This window comes from Solibaculum intestinale (assembly GCF_040096205.1).
Classification (GTDB): domain Bacteria; phylum Bacillota; class Clostridia; order Oscillospirales; family Acutalibacteraceae; genus Solibaculum_A; species Solibaculum_A intestinale.
Genome location: NZ_JBBMFD010000007.1, coordinates 1 through 18,487 on the forward strand (window position 1 = coordinate 1; position 18,487 = coordinate 18,487).

At 54.3% G+C, this 18,487-nt stretch carries 11 protein-coding genes; 5 read left to right on the forward strand and 6 right to left on the reverse strand.

Going from position 1 to position 18,487, the window contains the following annotated elements; translation table 11 throughout:
• The first annotated feature begins 170 nt into the window (after positions 1–170).
• Genes WMO26_RS05715 through WMO26_RS05725 form a run of 3 tightly spaced genes read left to right on the forward strand, consistent with a single transcriptional unit; the run spans position 171 to position 3,452 of the window.
• The gene (locus WMO26_RS05715) at positions 171–899 is read left to right on the forward strand and encodes a polyphosphate polymerase domain-containing protein (protein WP_349218815.1); all 729 of its coding nucleotides are present in this window, start codon (positions 171–173) and stop codon (positions 897–899) included.
• On the forward strand, positions 892–1,581 hold the full coding sequence (locus tag WMO26_RS05720) for a DUF4956 domain-containing protein (protein WP_349218816.1): 690 nt from the start codon (positions 892–894) through the stop codon (positions 1,579–1,581). The genes WMO26_RS05715 and WMO26_RS05720 overlap by 8 nt, the downstream gene beginning before the upstream one ends.
• Positions 1,581–3,452 (forward strand): carbohydrate-binding domain-containing protein, encoded by a 1,872-nt coding sequence (locus WMO26_RS05725; RefSeq protein WP_349218818.1) that lies wholly within the window; start codon positions 1,581–1,583, stop codon positions 3,450–3,452. The genes WMO26_RS05720 and WMO26_RS05725 overlap by 1 nt, the downstream gene beginning before the upstream one ends.
• 416 nt (positions 3,453–3,868) lie before the next feature.
• Here the strand turns inward: WMO26_RS05725 and WMO26_RS05730 are convergent, their stop codons facing one another.
• From WMO26_RS05730 to WMO26_RS05750, 5 genes are all read right to left on the reverse strand, one after another.
• Complete coding sequence (locus WMO26_RS05730; protein WP_349218820.1) at positions 3,869–7,495, reverse strand: rhamnogalacturonan lyase family protein; 3,627 nt, start codon at positions 7,493–7,495, stop codon at positions 3,869–3,871.
• 904 nt (positions 7,496–8,399) lie between these two features.
• Positions 8,400–10,202: a glycosyl hydrolase family 18 protein gene (locus WMO26_RS05735; protein ID WP_349218822.1), complete on the reverse strand. Its 1,803-nt coding sequence runs from the start codon at positions 10,200–10,202 to the stop codon at positions 8,400–8,402.
• Positions 10,203–10,688: 486 nt separating this feature from the next.
• Positions 10,689–11,696: a GGGtGRT protein gene (locus WMO26_RS05740; protein ID WP_349218823.1), complete on the reverse strand. Its 1,008-nt coding sequence runs from the start codon at positions 11,694–11,696 to the stop codon at positions 10,689–10,691.
• Positions 11,697–11,717: 21 nt separating this feature from the next.
• Complete coding sequence (locus WMO26_RS05745; RefSeq protein ID WP_349218824.1) at positions 11,718–12,410, reverse strand: iron-sulfur cluster assembly scaffold protein; 693 nt, start codon at positions 12,408–12,410, stop codon at positions 11,718–11,720.
• 308 nt (positions 12,411–12,718) lie between these two features.
• Positions 12,719–12,943 carry a helix-turn-helix domain-containing protein gene (locus WMO26_RS05750; RefSeq protein WP_349218826.1) on the reverse strand — a complete coding sequence of 75 codons (225 nt, stop codon included), beginning with the start codon at positions 12,941–12,943 and terminating at the stop codon, positions 12,719–12,721.
• Between the two features lie 287 nt (positions 12,944–13,230).
• Between WMO26_RS05750 and ychF the strand changes: the two genes are divergently transcribed.
• Positions 13,231–14,325, forward strand: coding sequence for a redox-regulated ATPase YchF (ychF, locus tag WMO26_RS05755; protein WP_349218828.1), 1,095 nt, complete (start codon positions 13,231–13,233; stop codon positions 14,323–14,325).
• A gap of 280 nt (positions 14,326–14,605) precedes the next feature.
• On the opposite strand, the gene WMO26_RS05760 is transcribed toward ychF, so the two are convergent.
• Entirely contained in the window at positions 14,606–14,863 is a 258-nt protein-coding gene (locus WMO26_RS05760) for a hypothetical protein (protein WP_349218829.1), read from the reverse strand.
• A gap of 1,259 nt (positions 14,864–16,122) precedes the next feature.
• Here WMO26_RS05760 and WMO26_RS05765 point away from each other — a divergent pair.
• A complete protein-coding gene (locus WMO26_RS05765; RefSeq protein ID WP_349218830.1) occupies positions 16,123–18,471 on the forward strand; it encodes an anaerobic ribonucleoside triphosphate reductase in 2,349 nt (782 codons plus the stop codon).
• The last annotated feature ends 16 nt before the right edge of the window (positions 18,472–18,487 follow it).

Consider the following 18,487-nt stretch of genomic DNA (forward strand, 5'->3'; position numbering starts at 1 on the left):
CCCCCCCCTTTTCTTATCTAGGCAGCCTCCGTTTTCAAAACGTTCACAAAGGAATACGGAAAAACGCCGGTATCTTTTAAGTAACTTTTAAGTAAAGGGCGTATTCTGATTTCAAACAAAGGGAGGGTTCTTTGGGAATGCCCTTTTGGTTGAAAGGAAGGGAAATTTTGATGAACAGCTACCAAGACGTGTTTGCCCGCTATGAAAAAAAATATCTGCTCGACGGGGCGGTTTACCAGCCCTTTGTCACACAGCTTGCGCACCATATAAAAGAGGACGACTACGGAAAAACCACCATCTGCAACCTCTACTACGACACGCCCGACTACCGGCTCATCCGCGCCTCTCTGGAAAAACCGGTTTACAAAGAAAAGCTGCGGCTGCGCAGCTATGGAATCCCCCAGCTGGACAGCCAGGTGTTCGTAGAGCTCAAAAAGAAATACAAAGGCGTCGTCTATAAGCGGCGCGTCGCCATGCCGCTGACCGAGGCCATGCGTTTTCTGAAAAGGGAGCGCCGGAGTGGGCAGGCCTCCCAGATCGAACGGGAAATCAACTGGGCGCTGGGGTTTTATCCTGGCCTCTGCCCCGCCATGTATCTGTCCTACGACCGGGTCGCCGCCTATGGGACCGAGGACCCCAACCTGCGCATCACCTTCGACAGCCGGATTCTCTGGCGGGAAAGCGATCTGGACTTGTGCTCGGGCAGCTTTGGGCGTCCCCTTCTCGCCCCAGGGCAGCAACTGATGGAAATCAAAATCCCGGGCGCCATGCCCTTATGGCTTTCCCATCTGCTCGACGCGTATGAAATCCGCCCTTTGTCCTTTTCTAAATACGGGCGCGGGTATCTGACGGCCTTGCACGACACACAAGAACAAAGAGGAGTGGTTTTTTGTGCTTAACGATCTGTTTTCCAGCGTCCTTTCCACCAGTACTGCCTCCAGCTTTTCGGTGGAAGGCTTTTTTATCTGCACGGCGGCGTCTCTGGTGCTGGGGGTGAGTATCGCCGTCCTTTACATGTTTCGAAGCACCTACAGCAAAAGCTTTGTGGTCACTTTAGCCCTGCTTCCGGCCATAGTGCAGCTGGTCATCATGCTGGTAAACGGCAACCTGGGCACCGGCGTGGCGGTAATGGGCGCCTTCAGTCTGGTGCGCTTTCGGTCGGTTCCGGGGTCTGCCAAAGAAATTGCCAGCATCTTTTTAGCCATGGCGGTGGGGCTTGCCACCGGAATGGGATATCTGGCAGCGGCGGCGGTGTTCGTAGTGATCCTCGGATGCGCCAATCTGGTTTTCTCCCTGACTTCCTTCGGAGACGCGGCTAAGGGAGCGAAGGAGCTTCGCATTACCATTCCGGAAAGCCTCGATTACAACGACGTATTCGACGATCTCTTCCAGCAGTATACCGCTTCATGCAAGCTGACCGAAGTGCGCACCTGCAACATGGGGAGCCTTTTTAAACTGACCTACCAGATCGTGCTTCGGGACCCGAAGTCGGAAAAAGAGCTGATCGACGCGCTGCGCTGCCGCAACGGGAACCTGGAAATCTTCTGCGGGCATCCTGCCTTTGGAAAGGAGGAGCTTTGATGAAAAGGTTGTTTTTGATGCTATTTCTCGCCGCCCTCCTGCTTATGTTCTCCGGCTGCAGCCTTTCTGATTCTGCGCCAAGTCCCTCATCCTCCTCTAAGAGCGCGGCAAGTTCCACCCAGGCCGCCAACACGGCAACGTCTACCTCCGCCGAAGGGATCGACATCGAGTTTTCCTCCCGGGACCTGGACGTGGGCTATGAGGAAAACGCCGCCACGAAAATCGCCCTGGACGGAGCGGAGGTTTCTTTGTCCGGCGCGGGCGCCTCTTACGCGGACGGGGTGGTAACCATTTTTGCCGAAGGAACCTATTTGGTCAGCGGAACCCTGACCGACGGGCAGCTCGTGGTAGACGCAGCGGACACCGATAAAATCCAGCTTGTGCTGGGAGGCGCGTCCATCACCTGCAAAGACCATGCGGCCCTCTTTGTCAAACAGGCCGACAAGGTGTTCGTCACTCTGGCACAGGGAACCGAGAACTTTCTGCAAAGCGGCGCTGTCTATACGCTGGAGGAGGAAGACAGCAATGTGGACGGGGTAGTGTTCAGCCGGGCGGACCTGACCTTTAACGGGAATGGGAAGCTGACCATCAACGCCGCTTACAAGCACGCAGTGGTGTCCAAGGACGACCTGGTGATCACCGGCGGTACCTATGAGATTACCGCAGCAAAGGGCGGCCTTTACGGCAAGGACTGCGTCAAAATCGCCGACGGCACCTTCCTTCTGGAAACCGGCACCGACGGCATCCAGGCAAGCAACGCCGAGGAAGAAGGCCGGGGTTATGTCTATATCGCGGGCGGCGGTTTTACCATCACCGCGGGCACCGACGCCATTCAGGCCGAAACGGTGCTGCGCATTGACGGGGGCGACTTTGCCCTGATTACCGGCGGCGGCAGCCAAAACGCCAGCATCGACTCCCAAGGCAACGCAAATGACACCTGGGGCCGATGGGGTCCGGGCGGAATGGGGGCCGCGGCTACTCCGTCCTCCGATTCTACCGACTCTTCCGACAGCGCCAAAGGGCTCAAAGCCGGGTCCGAACTTGTGATCTCCGGCGGCGGCTTCGACATAGATTCCTCCGACGACGCCCTGCACTGCAACGGCACCATGCATCTCCATAACGGCACCTACCTGATTCAAACCGGAGACGACGGCGTTCACGCAGACGGCGCGCTTACCATCGACGGCGGCTTTATCACCATCGAGAAGAGCTACGAAGGCTTGGAGGGCCTGAGCGTTACCATAAGCGGCGGGGATATCCAGGTGACCGCCAGCGACGACGGCGTCAACGCGGCCGGCGGAAGCGACACCGCCATGCCCGGCCGGCCCGGACAAAGCGCCTTCAAAAGCGCCGCCGATTCCGATATGTTCATCCGCATCACCGGCGGCACCCTCACCGTCAACGCCTCCGGCGACGGTCTGGATTCCAACGGAAACCTTTACATGGAAGGAGGCACGGTCTACGTCAGCGGTTCTTCCAGCGACGGCAACAGCGCTCTCGACTACGACGGTTCGGCCCAAGTCACCGGCGGCACCATCATCGCGGCCGGGATGAGCGGAATGGCCCAGGGATTCTCGACTTCTTCGGCCCAGTGCTCCGTCCTGTACAGCTTCTCCTCCACCCTCCCCGCCGGTACCGCCGTTACCCTGACGGACAGCCAGGGAAACACACTAGCGGCCTACTCGCCCGCTAAATCCTACCAGTGCGTTGCGATCAGCTGCCCGCAGATGATCCAGGGAGAAACCTATACCCTGTCGGCAGGCAACCAGTCTCAGTCCATCACCCTGTCGGCAATGGTGACCACCCAGGGGAACTCCGGCATGGGCGGCGGAGGTATGGGTGGCCAGCAGCCCGGCGTCGGACGCTGGTAACCGCTTCCTTTCTAAAAAGGATCGGACATTCATATGTCCCCCCTTTCGATGGGCAAAGGCGGCATAGACCCTAAGATTCTCTGCCGCCTTTGCTTTTGCAGCAAAAAGAAAAAAGTGTCTTTTCCGCTTCGGCTTCCTATAGCGGGATGCCGTCCAGCGAATTACGCAATACGGACTTTTTCCTCTCTGGCCTTGGAAGCAAACTGGTTCGGATTGCTTTTACCGGGAGCTTCCCGTACGGCATGTACGCGTATGAAGCGGATCTTTTCAGATACAGAAAAAACGCAAAAACAAAGCCTGGGATTCTGATTTTTCAGAATCCCGGGCCGTTTTTGCCGGTTACAGGGAAAGCCCGTCCATTGTGGGGCAAACATCAGCCAGCAGGGAAGTCAATTGCTCGCATCCGGCTGTGCGGGTCAGCGTGCGATGGTAAGGGAAACGTCATAGCCGTCGCTCCACGCGCCTCCGGGCAGCTTCGCACGGATGGACAGGGTCCGCTTACCGGGCGTGCCCAGCGGTACGCTGATGGTCCAGACCTTCTGATTGCCTTGCTCGACCACAGTGTTAACCGTGGTAAGACCGGCGCCGGATTCGTTGAAGAAGGCCAGACGTTCCACATCGCCTTCAGTCACGACTTCATAGGTAATCGGTGTGTTTACCTTCGCAACGTCAAACTTCGGCGTAACCTTGACAAACCGGAACGAATCGGGATCGCCGGAGATGGTCTTTTCCACTTTCACGTTCAGCTGCTTGGAAGACATCACAAAGCTGCCGTCCGCAAGGGTGGTTCCGATGGAGAGGGTACGCTCGCCGGCAGTGCCCAGAGAAGTGGTCAGAGTCCAGGTGCGAAGTCCGTTTGCCTCGACCATGCTTCTGTTCGTGCTGACCAGGCCGTTGCCCGCCTCGTTATACAGGTCAATCCAATCCACCGTCAGATCGGTCACGATGGTAGCGGTGAAAGGTTCGTCGGGCGAAACGGGATTGGGCGTTGCAGAGGCTTCCGCCACCGCACTGTATTCCACCGTGTAGGTATTGGGTTTCACAAGCTCCATATTGAGGATCTGATCCCGGACGTCTTCGCCCAGATAGAAGCTCAGGTGATTAGGCTGGTTGTAAGCGCCCATCTGGCCGGCGCACTGCATACGGTAGGCGCTGTCGTGCATTAGGGTATAAATCATGTAGTCGGTGGGAGTGGTGGTGGAGTAGATGCGGATGGCGGTATTGTCGGAGGTTCTCATAATGATTTCCTCACGCCAGTCACCCAGCACGTCCGCCGTCAGGCCGGGAACGCCCTTGGAGCCGTTGCCGTGGGTGGTTCCGGTCATACTCAGCAGGGTGGTGTTGCCGGTAATGGCGGGCTTACCGTCCACTTCGCCGACAACCGGCTTGGTCACGTTGGTCTTATCGAGATTTTCGGTGAGCAGGTCGCCGTCCCAATAGACGGTAAAGTTCGTGGGCATGCCGCCCTGGGATTCATACGCCACCGAGCCGTCAACGGCGGAATAGACCGGATAGCCGGAGGCCCAATACTCAAAGCCCGGGTTCGGGTCGATGTTGGCGATGACGCCGCGGCCCACGTCGCCGGTGTTGGTATCGTTACCGGAGAGGCACTCGCCGGTAGCCGCATCCAGGAAGGAAACGGAGTTGGTGCGGTCCTGCAGCTCTTCGTGGGGCATCATCAGCTGGAGGCCGTCCACGCCGGGCAGGAAGGCGCCCACGTGCAGGGCGTCGCCGTGGGCCAGATTCGGGCGGCCGAAGAGACCGTCAGCAGACCAAAGAACCGTACCGTCCTGGTCGAGGCAATAGGCGCCGCCGATGAACTCGTCAAAACCGTCGTTGTCCACGTCGGCAACCGTGGTGGAGTGCGCGCCGCGGCATTCATAGAAATTGTTGCCGTCCTTGGGTTTCCATGTCTGCGCTTCCTCGTCATAGTACCAGGTGTCATGGGCCCAGTCGAGACGGATCTTATTGTTCTCATCGAGAGAATAGGCCGCCACAGTGGTGCGCTCGTAATAGCCTCTGCACATCAAAGCCGCGTTGTGGCCGGTGGCGGCGCCGTCCGCATCCTGAATGAAGGCGGAGGTGGCCTTATAGCGGTCGGAACGGTTGTAGTCCAAGTCGCCCCAGAAACCGGCGTTGACCGTCTGGGCGTAATAGTCCACCGTGTCGATGGGAGCGCCGGTAGCGCCGTCGAACATGGTGAAGAAGATGGTGGCGTCTTCGCTGATATGACCGACGCGGTTGGCGGAATTGTTCTTTTCGGAATTGGTACGGATGACGTAATCCGCCGTCGGGTCACCGATTACCGCGAGAGGGCAATCCATATCAATGGTGTTGGTGGCGCGGTCGGGCGCGTAAACAGTGGTGCCGTCCGCCGTTAAGAGCGCGACCTCCGCCTTGCCGTCACCGTTGTAATCCTGAACGGTCAGCTGGTTATAGTGCTCGCCGGAGGTCATGTTATAACCGATGTTGATGCGCCACAGGATGGTGCCGTCGGTATCGTAAGCGTCGAAAATGGTCGGGCCGGTCAGGCGGCCGTTGGAGCCGGAGTCCACGCCGTTGCTGGGATACCAGCGCACGATGTACTCATACTGGCCGTCGCCGTCCAGGTCGGCGGTCATGATGTCGTTGGCATTGTAAGAGATGTTTTGTTTGCCAGACACATCCGTGGTGTTGGCCGGCTTCTGGATCGGAATGCTTAAGAAGTTCTCACTCGAAGCGGTAACCGCCTCGCTCCATTCGCTCTCGTTGGGCTTGATGGTCTGCACCACATATTCGTCGCCGGGTTTCCCGAGCGGATCGAGCAGATTGGTTTTGGTGGTGATGGGAGTTTCGTTTATCTTGCTTCCATTGCGGTAGACGTTAAAAGCGATGTCGGCCTGGTACTCGGAAGCGAGCAGACGCCAGCTGACGAAAATGCCGTCATCCGCCTGCAGCGCCACCACGCCCCGGTCTAGGTTCTCCACCAAGCGGGAAACCTCCAGGCGGTTCTCCACCGTCTCGCGGACGTACACCCACATGTGAGCGGTCAGATCGCGGCTTAAGGTCACACCTTGAGCCGTGCCCAGGGTAGCGGTGGCCAGGTACATGCCGGACACGGCATTGTTATAATCCGGGCAGGACCAGGACGTGACTGGTACGGAAACGGTGTTGCCGTTGGCAAGCTTCACATCCACGACGCTTGGCAGCTTCACATCCGCCAAAGTCGGGGCGGCGCCCACATAGACGGTGGTGAAGTCGTACTCAGCAGGAGTGGAAACCGCCGTATCCTCGGTCGACGCGGTCTTATAGACAGCCATGTTGTCGATCAGCATGCTGTCGAGAATCATGCAGTCGCCGCCGGGGCGGATCATACGCAGGTCGATGTGACCCAGGTTCCCCAGCTGGTTGGAAACCGACAGGTCGATGCCGGAAACGGTGGTAACCGCCTCGGGATTGGCCTTGTCGTAAATCACCAGGTTGACCTCGTCCTTGGCAAAGTCCACCTCGATGGACACATGATACCACGCCCAGATATCACTGAACGGGAGCATCTTACGGTAGGAACCGTTGGAGGTTCCGCCCTCGCCCACGGTATAGCTCAGGTAACCGTCGTGCAGGACGTTGTTGTTGATGGAGAAAATAACGTTGCGGTCCTCGTCGATCAGGGACACCTGCGCAAGATGCACAAGGCCCTCTCTCTTGACATAGTCGGTCTCGCCGGGCCGCCAGTCAAATTCCACCTTGACCTGCTCGCCGTAGATGGGAGTGTCAAACCGTTTTTCCACATTGTACATGCCGCCGTTTCGAGTGCTGCGGCTGCGGTTGATGGCCCATTCCAAAGCCTTGTTCGCATCGGTCTGGTCCACGACGGTGACCGGAGCGACATTTTGGTCGGTCGATACAAAACCCCAGGTATCGCCGTTTTCAAAGTCGGTAAAGTCCACCAGTTGATACGGGTAGGACGCTGCCGGCTCTGCCGCCGCGGTAAAGCCCATCGTTGTGCTTCCTGCGGCAAGCATGGCAGCCGCCATCGCAACTGCCATTGCTTTTTTCATTCTCATTCTAACATCTCCCTTCATTTTTGGTATCCAACAAGTGGATACGAGTTAATTATATATACAAAAATTATAAGATGCAAGAAAAAATTAACAAAAATTATTCATAATAATAAAAAAATTTATCAATTATATGTAAGTACAACTTTATGCTATGGTCCGTTTTCCGCTTATCTTTTATCTTGTATTTCCGGCTATTCGCTTTTTCTACTACAATAACAGCCTAAAATCTTTCCTTTTTTATGATTTTCATGTCTATTTTTTCTTGACCCAAAATTCATGATTTATCCATATTTATGCATCTTATTTACACATTCATTGCATTGCTTTTCGTGCTTCTTGTTCGTTTCTCGGCAAATAGCGTCCAATTGGTATCTTTCGCCCAATCAGGCTGTCCCAATTTGGATCCGTCAAATTCCGTCCTTCATTCTGCTAAAAACCGTTCCAGCGTCTCTTTGCAGGCTCTATAAGAGCCTAACTTCCGTGTAGGAAGCAGCCCTGCTCTGATTTAGGGAATACATGCGGACTTGGTTTATACGGAATAGGCTGCGACATCTTTTTGACGGTATACAGAATTATGCTTCCGGATAATTTAAATAAAATGCCTCCGCTTCATGATTCAACCCCCGTATGGTTGTTTTTCATGAAATGGACTCTTCCTTTTTATATGGCAAGGCTAGCGTTTTCCTCGCAGACGTCCGCCATCTTCAACAGCAAAGGCTTTCCGGCGCTTCAGGACGAGAGTATCCCGCAAAAAGCAGGGACTAGACGCGGGAAGTATCCGTAAACAGCGAGGATGCCGATGCTGGCAAGCGATAGGCTTGGTATATAGAAAAAGCATGGGGAACGGCGGTTTTGCTGTTCCCCATGCTTTTTTAAAAGAGCGCCGGCGATTCTCAGACAAAGAGGATCAGGAGACCGGCAGCTTGAGAATCTGTCCAGGATGAACCGTCTCGCTCTTCAAACCGTTTATCTCTATGATTTCTGTATACCGACTGCCGGAACCAAGATACTTTCGGGCAATTTTCCATAGAGAGTCTCCCCGTTTGACAGTATACTCTTGATAGGAGGCTTCCGGCTTTACCGGCGGCTCCTCTGAGGCCCCAGGTATCTTCAACTCCATACCCGGATAAATCCGGTCGCTTGTCAGTCCGTTGAGCTGCACGATCTCTGTGTAACGGCTGCCTTGCCCCAGATATTGCTGTGCAAGCTTCCATAGCGTCTCTCCAGGCTGCACCCGGTGGAGAAAATACTCCTGGGAAGGAGGCACCGGAGCCGGTGTTTCCGGTTCTTTTTCAAAGGTGATATAGGTGGCGGACAAATAGCCCATGCGCCCGTCGGAAAGCCGCACCTGGTAGACACCAGGTTTGCTTTCCCGGACGGAGATCGTTTCTCCTGCGGACAAGGCGGCAATTACCTTTCCCCTTAAATTGGGATTTTGATACACCGACACACTGGTGTAATCCCGTTTGATATAGGCAGTGATAAATGGAGTTTCCGTCGGCGGCTCGAATTCCGCCTCGTCATCCACAGGGGGAACAGGCGGTTCCGGCAAAACGGGCGGTTCCGGCTGCGGGGGCGTGGCAGAAGGGGGATCCCCTGCATCCGTTTCATCACCGTTGACCCATTCCTCATAGCGATCCCATATGGAGGTATCCTCCTGCCCCAACGACCAGGCGCCGGCCCCTTTCAAGTCATATTTCTCAATCAGTCCCAGTTTTTCTTCATAAGACCGGTCGTTTTCAAACCATACGACATACCGTCCCGGCTGCAGAACAAAATTTCCGCCGACGGTGTATTTTCCGTCCGCTTCGGTGACTATAACCTCCGCTTTCACGGACTGGCTGGCTTCGTCATACTGGACGGTCGCCTTACAATCTGCAAGAATCTTCTGAATGACTTTGCTGCTGACGCCTTTTCCCGCAATCCGGCCGTCGTCCAGGCTCCATACTCGTCCATAAAATGGAACGGCAATAACAATTTTATCCGCAGTCGTTTTGCTCAAGGCATATTGGATCGAGCTTTCCACAAAATCCATACTGGCTACCGGCCCTGCTTCTCCTCCCTCATAATGTTCGTCATACGCCATAATCACCAAGTGATCCGCATATCGAGCGAGAGCCGTATAATCGTAGGAGCCATGCCAACCAGTCTGCCAGTTGTTCGGATTGGCTGCAACAGCTACCGAGACCTCCTTATCCGCAGGGATTTTTTCCCGCAGCAACCGCACAAGCTCGGTATACGAATCCCGCTGCTCATGAGTGACATTCTCAATATCCACGTTGATGCCATCCAAATCGTATTCCTCAATATAATCTGCCAGCTGGTCAGAGAGCGATTCGACATCGTCCAATGCATTGATACCCGCCGTCCGATTCCAATGGTTGCTCAGGAACGGGACTACCTTTATCCCTTTTTCATGCATGCTCTTAATAAAAAAGGGGCTGAGATAGTTGAGCTTCAGGCTGCCGTCTTCCTGGATATCAAAATAGCTGGGAGAAACCGTATCCAACGCATGATTGGCCTGGTTAACATATTCAATCTGCTGCACATCCGTCCCGCTGTAAAGATAACCCATGGTATACCGGTCATTGGCAGCAAATGCCGATAACAAAGAAGAAAAAGCGAAGGTGGCTACCAGCACACCGGATATGAGAATTTTTACACTTGTGATTTTAAACTTTTTGGCTTGTTCCAAGATCTTTTCTTTCAAATCCGTAGACTTATTCCTACGATCTTGGCTTCGACAGAATTCTTTGGCAAATTCCGCGTCCTCTCTTGGAAAATTCAAAATCAGAGTATGCGTTCCGTCCCCATTTGGGGCAGTGCGTATGCTTGGCAGCAAACCGTCCACCTCGCCTTTCTTACCGGATTGTTTTTCTTACGTTTGATTATTATGTCATTGTTTTTCATATCTATCCATTCATTCGATTTGTTATTTCAGCAGCTCGGGTATGGAGACTTGCAGATTATTACGAAATACGAGTTGCATTGAACAGGGAGGATGAACGAAAAAATATGGAATGTTCTAAAAGCATGTACCGGAGGCATATGTTGGACAAACAAATTTCACAGCGTCTTATTCCTGCGTTGGTAAATGGCAGACAACACCGGGTTTAGATGAAAAAATAGGGTGCTTGGTGTAAATCACACCAAGCACCCTATCGTTAAAAATCTAATATTTATGCGGCTTTGCGCCTTATTTCATTGCCTCTTCCACCGCGACTGCACAGGCCACCGTCGCGCCGACCATGGGGTTGTTGCCCATGCCGATGAGGCCCATCATTTCCACGTGCGCCGGCACGGAGGAAGAGCCCGCGAACTGGGCGTCGCCGTGCATGCGTCCCATGGAGTCGGTCAGGCCGTAGGAAGCCGGACCCGCCGCCATGTTGTCCGGATGCAGGGTGCGGCCGGTGCCGCCGCCGGAAGCCACCGAGAAGTACTTCACGCCGTTCTCGTTGGCCCACTTCTTATAGGTGCCCGCCACCAGGTGCTGGAAACGGGTGGGGTTGGTGGAGTTGCCGGTGATGGACACGTCCACGCCCTCGTGCTTCATGATGGCCACGCCCTCAAGCACGTCGTTGGCGCCGTAGCACTTAACCTTGGCACGCTCGCCCTCGGAGAAGGCCTTCTCGCTGACCACCTTCAGCTCGCCGGTATAGAAATCATAATCGGTTTCCACAAAGGTAAAGCCGTTGATTCTCGAAATGATATAAGCCGCATCCTTGCCCAGGCCGTTGAGGATGACGCGCAGGGGGTCCTTGCGCACCTTGTTGGCGGTGCGGGCGATGCCGATGGCGCCTTCCGCCGCCGCAAAGGACTCATGGCCCGCCAGGAAGGCGAAGCACTTGGTCTCTTCTCTAAGGAGCATGGCGCCCAGATTACCGTGGCCCTGGCCCACGTTTCTCTGCTCGGCCACCGAGCCGGGAATGCAGAACGCCTGCAGGCCGATTCCGATGGCTTCCGCCGCGTCCGCCGCGGACTTGCAGCCCTTCTTGATCGCAACCGCGCAGCCGAGCGTATACGCCCAGGCGGCGTTTTCAAACGCGATGGGCTGAACATCCTTGACAATGGCGCCCGGGTCAAAGCCCTTGCTCACGCAAAGCTCACGGGCCTCTTCCAGGCTGGCGATTCCATATTCCGCAAGACATTTTTCGATCTTTTGCATGCGTCTTTCTTTGCCTTCAAACATTACCTCGTTTGCCATGTGGGTTGTCCTCCTTCTCTCTTATTCCTCACGCGGGTCGATGTACTTGGCGGCGTTGTCGTACCGGCCGTACTGACCGATGTTCTTTTCATACGCCTCGTTCGGGGCGACGCCGTGACGGATGTCCTCGAGCATCTTGCCCAGGCGCACGAACTTGTAGCCGATTACCTCGTCGTTTTCATCCAGCGCGATGGAAAGGACATAGCCTTCCGCCATTTCCATGAAACGCACGCCCTTGGCGCGGGTGGAATACATGGTACCCACCTGGGAACGAAGGCCCTTGCCCAGATCCTCAAGGCCGGCGCCCACGGGCAGGCCGCCCTCGGAGAACGCGGTCTGGGAACGGCCATAGGCCAGCTGCTTGAAGATTTCACGCATGGCCACGTTGATGGCGTCGCACACCAGATCGGTGTTTAAACATTCCAAAAGGGTCTTGCCGGGCAGAATCTCGGCGGCCATAGCGGCCGAATGGGTCATACCGGAGCAACCGATGGTCTCCACCAGCGCCTCCTCTACGATACCATCCTTGACATTGAGAGTCAGCTTGCAGGTGCCCTGCTGGGGCGCGCACCAGCCAATACCATGGCTTAAACCGGAGATGTCCTTAATTTCATAGGCCTTGACCCACTTTCCCTCTTCCGGGATGGGAGCCGGACCATGATGGGGACCTTTTGCGACGACACACATGTTTTCCACTTCACGGGAATAATTCATAGCGGTACTCCTTTCGGTTGTAAATACGAACGCTTTTCTGCCTTGCCTGGGAATGAAAGGACGGCTTGTCCCTTTCCGAACAAATGACTGCGGCTTGCGCGTATACTTCTCCTATTATAATCAGAGCCGGGCAGTTGCGCAAGTGCCGCTGCCCGGGCGGCCGGACAAATCGGCGGTTTTTTCGCCACAGTTTTTAGTCAAAAAGCCCAGTCTTTTGTCAAAGCGGCCTCCCCAAGCGAAAAAAGCGCGGCAAAACGAAAAGAAGAATCCATTCCTTTCCGTTTTGCCGCGCTTAGAAAAATCCATCTTCAATCCCAGATTTCCGATTTATCCTCTACATATTGCAGAATATCACCCGGCTGGCATTTGAGCTCCCGGCAGATGGTTTCCAGTGTGGAAAAACGCACCGCTCTGGCTTTGTTGTTTTTGAGAATCGAAAGGTTTGCAAGAGTGATTCCTACCCGCTGGGAAAGCTCCGTCAGTCCAATTTTTCGTTTCGCCATCATGACATCCAAATTCACAATAATCGGCATATGCTTCCTCCTATCATCCGCCTCGCGGTAAGAACCGGTTCTCTGCTTTTGCCGCAGGCCGGAACAAATTTTATAAATATTTTGTGAAAATTATTCACCTTAGTTGTATTATAGAACATTTTTTCCTTTAAAACAAGTTTCTTTTTCAATTTCATCGAAATTTTTTCCAGATTAGGAAGAGTACGCCTAAACATATCCTTCTCCGGGAAAAAACTTGCCTTCGTGCCCAAGAGCCGGTATAATAAATTTTATATTGACTTGTCAGAAGGAAAGGACTTGGAATACAAATGAAACTGGGTATTGTCGGCCTGCCCAACGTAGGCAAAAGCACGCTGTTCAACGCCATTACCAACGCCGGCGCACAGAGCGCCAACTATCCCTTTTGCACCATCGAACCAAACGTGGGCGTGGTGGCGGTGCCGGATAAGCGTCTGGATGTACTGGCGGACATGTACCATCCGGAAAAATATACGCCGGCGGTCATCGAATTTGTGGACATCGCAGGATTGGTACGGGGCGCGTCCAAGGGGGAAGGCCTGGGTAACAAATTTCTGGCCAACATCCGGGAGGTAGACGCGGTGGTGCACGTAGTACGCTGCTTTGAAAACGACGACATTGTGCATGTGGACGGCAGCGTGGACCCCAAGCGGGACATCGAGACCATCAACTTAGAGCTGATTTTCTCCGACCTGGAGATGCTGGAGCGGCGTATCGACAAGGCCAAAAAGCTAGCCAAGGGAGACAAGTCCTATCTTGCCGAGGCGGAATTTTTGACCCGGGTGGCCGCCGAGCTGGAAGAGGGGCGTCCCGCCCGAAGCGTCGCCTGCACGCCGGAGGAGGCTGAGATTCTTTCCTCCGTGGCCCTGTTGACCAATAAGCCGGTGATTTATGCGGCAAATCTGAGCGAGAACGACTTTAAGGGAGACTTGTCGGACAATCCTCATTACGCGGCGGTGGAGGAAATCGCCAAGGCGGAAAATGCAGAGGTTCTGCCCATCTGCGCAGAAATTGAGGCGGAGATCTCCGGGATGGAGCCGGAGGAAAAGGCACTCTTTCTGTCCGACATGGGGCTTAGCGATTCCGGTCTTGACCGGCTTATCCGCAAAAGCTATCACTTGCTGGGGCTCATCTCCTACCTGACGGCGGGTCCCCAGGAAGTGCGGGCTTGGACCATTACGAACGGAACCAAAGCGCCCCAGGCGGCGGGCAAAATTCACACCGACTTTGAGCGGGGCTTCATCCGGGCGGAAATCGTCTCCTACGATGATCTGGTGGCCTGCGGCTCCATGACGGCCGCGAAGGAGAAGGGCCTGGTACGCTCAGAGGGGAAAGAGTATGTGATGCACGACGGCGACGTGGTGCTGTTCCGCTTCAACGTATAATAAGCCCCGCCCTATAACAGAAAGACACAGACGCGCCCGCCAGCGCAAACGGCGGGCGCGTTTTTTATTAAATTTCGAAATTCAAACATATTTAAGCCGCAAACGGCATAAATAAGAAGCAAAAGCAAAAAAATTCGAATTGTAGGTATTATATCTGAAAACTTTATAAATTTTTAAAAGTTTTTTGCTAAAAGCACTTGACATTTTCCCAGGATTGCATATAATAAAGACAGGAGGTGATTCCAATGTGGTGTGAGGAAACCGCAGAAGCTACCACAGATCATGGTTTAATCGCCCTAACCCTTGGAGTTGCTTTTGCGAGGGACAGAATGTAATCTGGAAGCATCATTCCATGCATCAGGTTTATCGGATCGACAGCTTCCCCTTTGAAAGAGGACGGCAAATGTCTTTTAAAACAGGAAAGCGTTTGCGGGGATGAAAAGGTAGTGTAGGAATCGGCAGGCATCGAAAGCGCATTTCTCATTGAAGGCGTTAAAACGGTTCCATTGCAGAAACGCAGTGCTTTTTCCCAATCCATTTCGTTTTCTTCCGGTTCAGAGAGGTATGACTGCCGAAAACGTATCGGGTATTGTGGTGTTCATCCCCAGTGTCGGTATGTATAGTATTCCGTTTCTGTAGGTGGCTTTTTGAGAAGAGTACCATTCGTGAGAAAACGGATCCGGTAAACAACAAAAACTGGAAATGGAAAACTAGCTGCCATTTCAACATTTAGTGAACTGAATGCAAATTTTCGGGTATCCGGACAGCTTGTGCTCCAGAAAACGGGAAGTCCCTACGTTCTTTTCTCAAACGGCAATGTGATTTGGAAGAGGCTCCGAGGAGGTAGTTCGGAGTAAGCGTTTGAATCCATGTGCCAAGACGAAGCGCAACGCAGAAAAAAGATACGCACACAATCGGTCCTGCGGCTTTGAATGGAAACAATATTATATTTGGTGCCATTGCAAAAAAGACGCGCAGCAAAATATATTCCGTTCCCTTGCAGGAAAACATTTCTCGGCCATGTTTCATTGACGCTAACCCTTATGCAGATACCCGGTTTGGGTAATCCCTCAAAGTTGAACCGGAAGCGGTCGCTTGAGGGTGCATGAAACAAACAATAAGGTGTGTTACCGTCGTTAGGCAGAAGGCGCAGAGAAATGGACATCAAAAGGCGAACGGCTTGCTGACAAGGGGGAGAAATCCAAGGTTCAAGGAAACGGTGTGTGTTCAGGCGCAAGAAGACGGCGAGCAACATGGAACGAGGATTCTTTGCATTTCGCAGTGGAAGCAAGAATTGCTTTTGAGAAAGAAAAGGGAAACGCAGCAAGCAATGTCCAACATTTTAAATAAGTTTGGCGATTGGTTCAAGATTTAGGTGTTAGATTCTGCAAACGGATTTTGTTTTTCGAATATTTGTTAAGAATGGGAGAGAAACATTATTAACAACTCAATAGTTTAGCTGGCTTTCATTGACGATATGCAATGGAAGCCAGCTTGTTTTTTCTGCAAAGGGGATACGGCAAGGGGTATCTTTTTCGTGTCCGGCTTCTTCTAAAAAGCCGCTCAAATGGACAAATATGGTGAAACAGGTACCCGGGTACAGGTCACGGATTCTTTGGTCAAACAAGGAAACGGATGCGTTAACGCAACTTCCCGTTTGGTGCAAAAAATGACAAGTTTGGTCGATTTATTTTTCACTTGCAAAGGGAGATTTTGTCTTGACACTCTCCTATATATGCTCTATAATTAGTCCTGCTCGCAACAATGAATACAAGATATTGTGTAGGAGGGTGCCCCATGATCACAACCATCATCAAGCGGGACGGGCGCAAGGTCCCGCTGAATATGGACAAAATATCCGAAGCGATCTACAAGGCTTTTCAGGTGACCGGCGGCAAATCAAAGGAAGAAGCTATTGAGCTTGCCAATGAAGTCGTGGGGTATATGGACCATGTGTTGCATCTGACGGAACCGTCTGTGGAACAGATTCAGGACGTGGTGGAAAAGGTCCTGATTGAAAACGGCCATTCCCGCACCGCGAAGGAATACATCCTTTACCGGGCGGAACGCACCCGGGTGCGGGAGATGAACACCCGGCTGATGAAAACCTACGAGGACCTGACCTTCAAAGAGTCCCGGGAGAACAACATCAAGCGGGAAAACGCCAACATCGACGGGGACACGGCCATGGGCACCATGCTCAAGTACGGCTCGGAGGGGGCCAAGCAGTTCTACGAGATGTACGTGCTTCATCCGGAGCACGCGAGAGCCCACCGGGAAGGGGACATCCACATCCACGACCTGGACTTCTTAATGCTCACCACCACCTGCTGCCAGATCGATATTGAGAAGCTGTTTGAAGGCGGCTTCTCCACCGGTCACGGCTATCTGCGGGAACCAAACGACATTGCCAGCTATTCGGCGCTGGCGTGTATCGCCATCCAGTCCAACCAGAACGACCAGCACGGCGGCCAGTCCATCCCCAACTTCGACTACGGCATGGCCAAGGGGGTGGCCAAGACCTATCGGCGCATCTACCGGCAGAACCTGGCCCGGGCCATTGAAATGCTCACCGATGTGGAAAGCGGCGAGCCGGTGGCGAAGAAGCTTCTGGAGACGGTAAAGGCCCAAGAGGGCCTCTCCCCCGTCCTCGCCAACGACAACGGCTACTGTGAGGCGGAATTCCCGCTTTTGAGCGAAGTGGTGGGGGAAGACGCGGCGAAGAAATGCCAAAAGTTTGCTTTAAAGCACGCGGTGGCGGAAACCGACCGGGCCACCTACCAGGCCATGGAGGCGTTCGTCCATAACCTCAACACCATGCATTCCCGCGCCGGCGCGCAGATTCCCTTCAGCTCCATCAACTATGGGCTGGACACGTCGCCGGAGGGCCGCATGGTCATCCGAAACGTGCTGCTGGCCACCGAGGCGGGCCTTGGCAACGGGGAAACCCCTATTTTCCCCATTCACATCTTCAAAGTCAAGGAAGGCGTCAACTATAACCCGGGCGAGCCCAACTACGACCTGTTCAAGCTGGCCTGCCGGGTGAGCGCCAAGCGCCTGTTCCCCAACTTCTCCTTTATCGACGCGCCCTTCAACCTGCAGTACTACAAGGAGGGCCATCCGGAGACGGAGGTGGCGTACATGGGCTGCCGCACGAGGGTCATGGCAAACTCCTTCGATCCCTCACGGGAAATCGTCAACGGCCGGGGCAACCTGTCCTTTACGTCGGTAAACCTCCCCCGTCTGGCCATCCGGGCTCACGGGAATGTGGACATGTTCTTTGAGGACTTGGACCGCAAAATCGACCTGGTCATCCGCCAGCTTCTCGAGCGGTTCGAGCTGCAGGCCAACAAGAAGGTGAAAAACTATCCCTTCCTTATGGGCCAGGGCATCTGGATCGATTCGGACAAGCTAGGTGCGGAGGATTATGTGCGGGAGGTGCTCAAGCACGGCACGCTGACCTTAGGCTTTATCGGCCTGGCCGAGGCCCTCAAGGCCCTGACCGGCAAGCACCACGGTGAGTCCAAGGAAGCGCAGAACCTGGGGCTGGACATCGTCGGGTACATGCGCCGGCGGATGGACGAGGCCACCAAGCAGTACGGGCTCAACTTCTCCTTGATCGCCACCCCCGCCGAGGGTCTGTCGGGCCGCTTTGTCCGGATGGACCGGGAACGCTACGGCGTCATCGAAGGAGTTACCGACCGGGAGTATTATACCAACTCCTTCCACATCCCGGTGTATTATGACATTTCCGCTTTCGATAAAATCCGCCTGGAGGCCCCCTATCACGCGCTTACCAACGGCGGGCACATTACCTATGTGGAGCTCGACGGCGATCCCTGCGAGAACCTGGAAGCCTTTGAATCGGTCATCCGCTGCATGAAGGAGTCCGGCATCGGGTACGGCTCGGTCAACCATCCGGTGGACCGGGACCCGGTCTGCGGGTTTACCGGCATCATCGGGGACACCTGCCCCAAGTGCGGCCGCAAGGAAGGGGACGGAAACCCCAACTTCGAGCGCATCCGCCGCATCACCGGATATTTGGTGGGCACTCTCGACCGGTTTAACGACGCGAAGGCCGCCGAGGTGCGGGACCGGAAAAAGCACTCGCTGGGCACCGGTACGGGCGAAATGGAACAGATCTAAGTGACGGAATGGACTC

Excerpts from the sequence above, each read along its gene's own strand:
- WMO26_RS05715 (WP_349218815.1), top strand. The coding sequence starts at position 171 with ATGAACAGCTACCAAGACGTGTTTGCCCGCTATGAAAAAAAATATCTG.
- WMO26_RS05725 (WP_349218818.1), top strand. The coding sequence starts at position 1,581 with ATGAAAAGGTTGTTTTTGATGCTATTTCTCGCCGCCCTCCTGCTTATG.
- WMO26_RS05730 (WP_349218820.1), bottom strand. The coding sequence starts at position 7,495 with ATGAGAATGAAAAAAGCAATGGCAGTTGCGATGGCGGCTGCCATGCTT.
- WMO26_RS05740 (WP_349218823.1), bottom strand. The coding sequence starts at position 11,696 with ATGGCAAACGAGGTAATGTTTGAAGGCAAAGAAAGACGCATGCAAAAG.
- WMO26_RS05745 (WP_349218824.1), bottom strand. The coding sequence starts at position 12,410 with ATGAATTATTCCCGTGAAGTGGAAAACATGTGTGTCGTCGCAAAAGGT.
- WMO26_RS05750 (WP_349218826.1), bottom strand. The coding sequence starts at position 12,943 with ATGCCGATTATTGTGAATTTGGATGTCATGATGGCGAAACGAAAAATT.
- ychF (WP_349218828.1), top strand. The coding sequence starts at position 13,231 with ATGAAACTGGGTATTGTCGGCCTGCCCAACGTAGGCAAAAGCACGCTG.
- WMO26_RS05760 (WP_349218829.1), bottom strand. The coding sequence starts at position 14,863 with ATGGATTGGGAAAAAGCACTGCGTTTCTGCAATGGAACCGTTTTAACG.
- WMO26_RS05765 (WP_349218830.1), top strand. The coding sequence starts at position 16,123 with ATGATCACAACCATCATCAAGCGGGACGGGCGCAAGGTCCCGCTGAAT.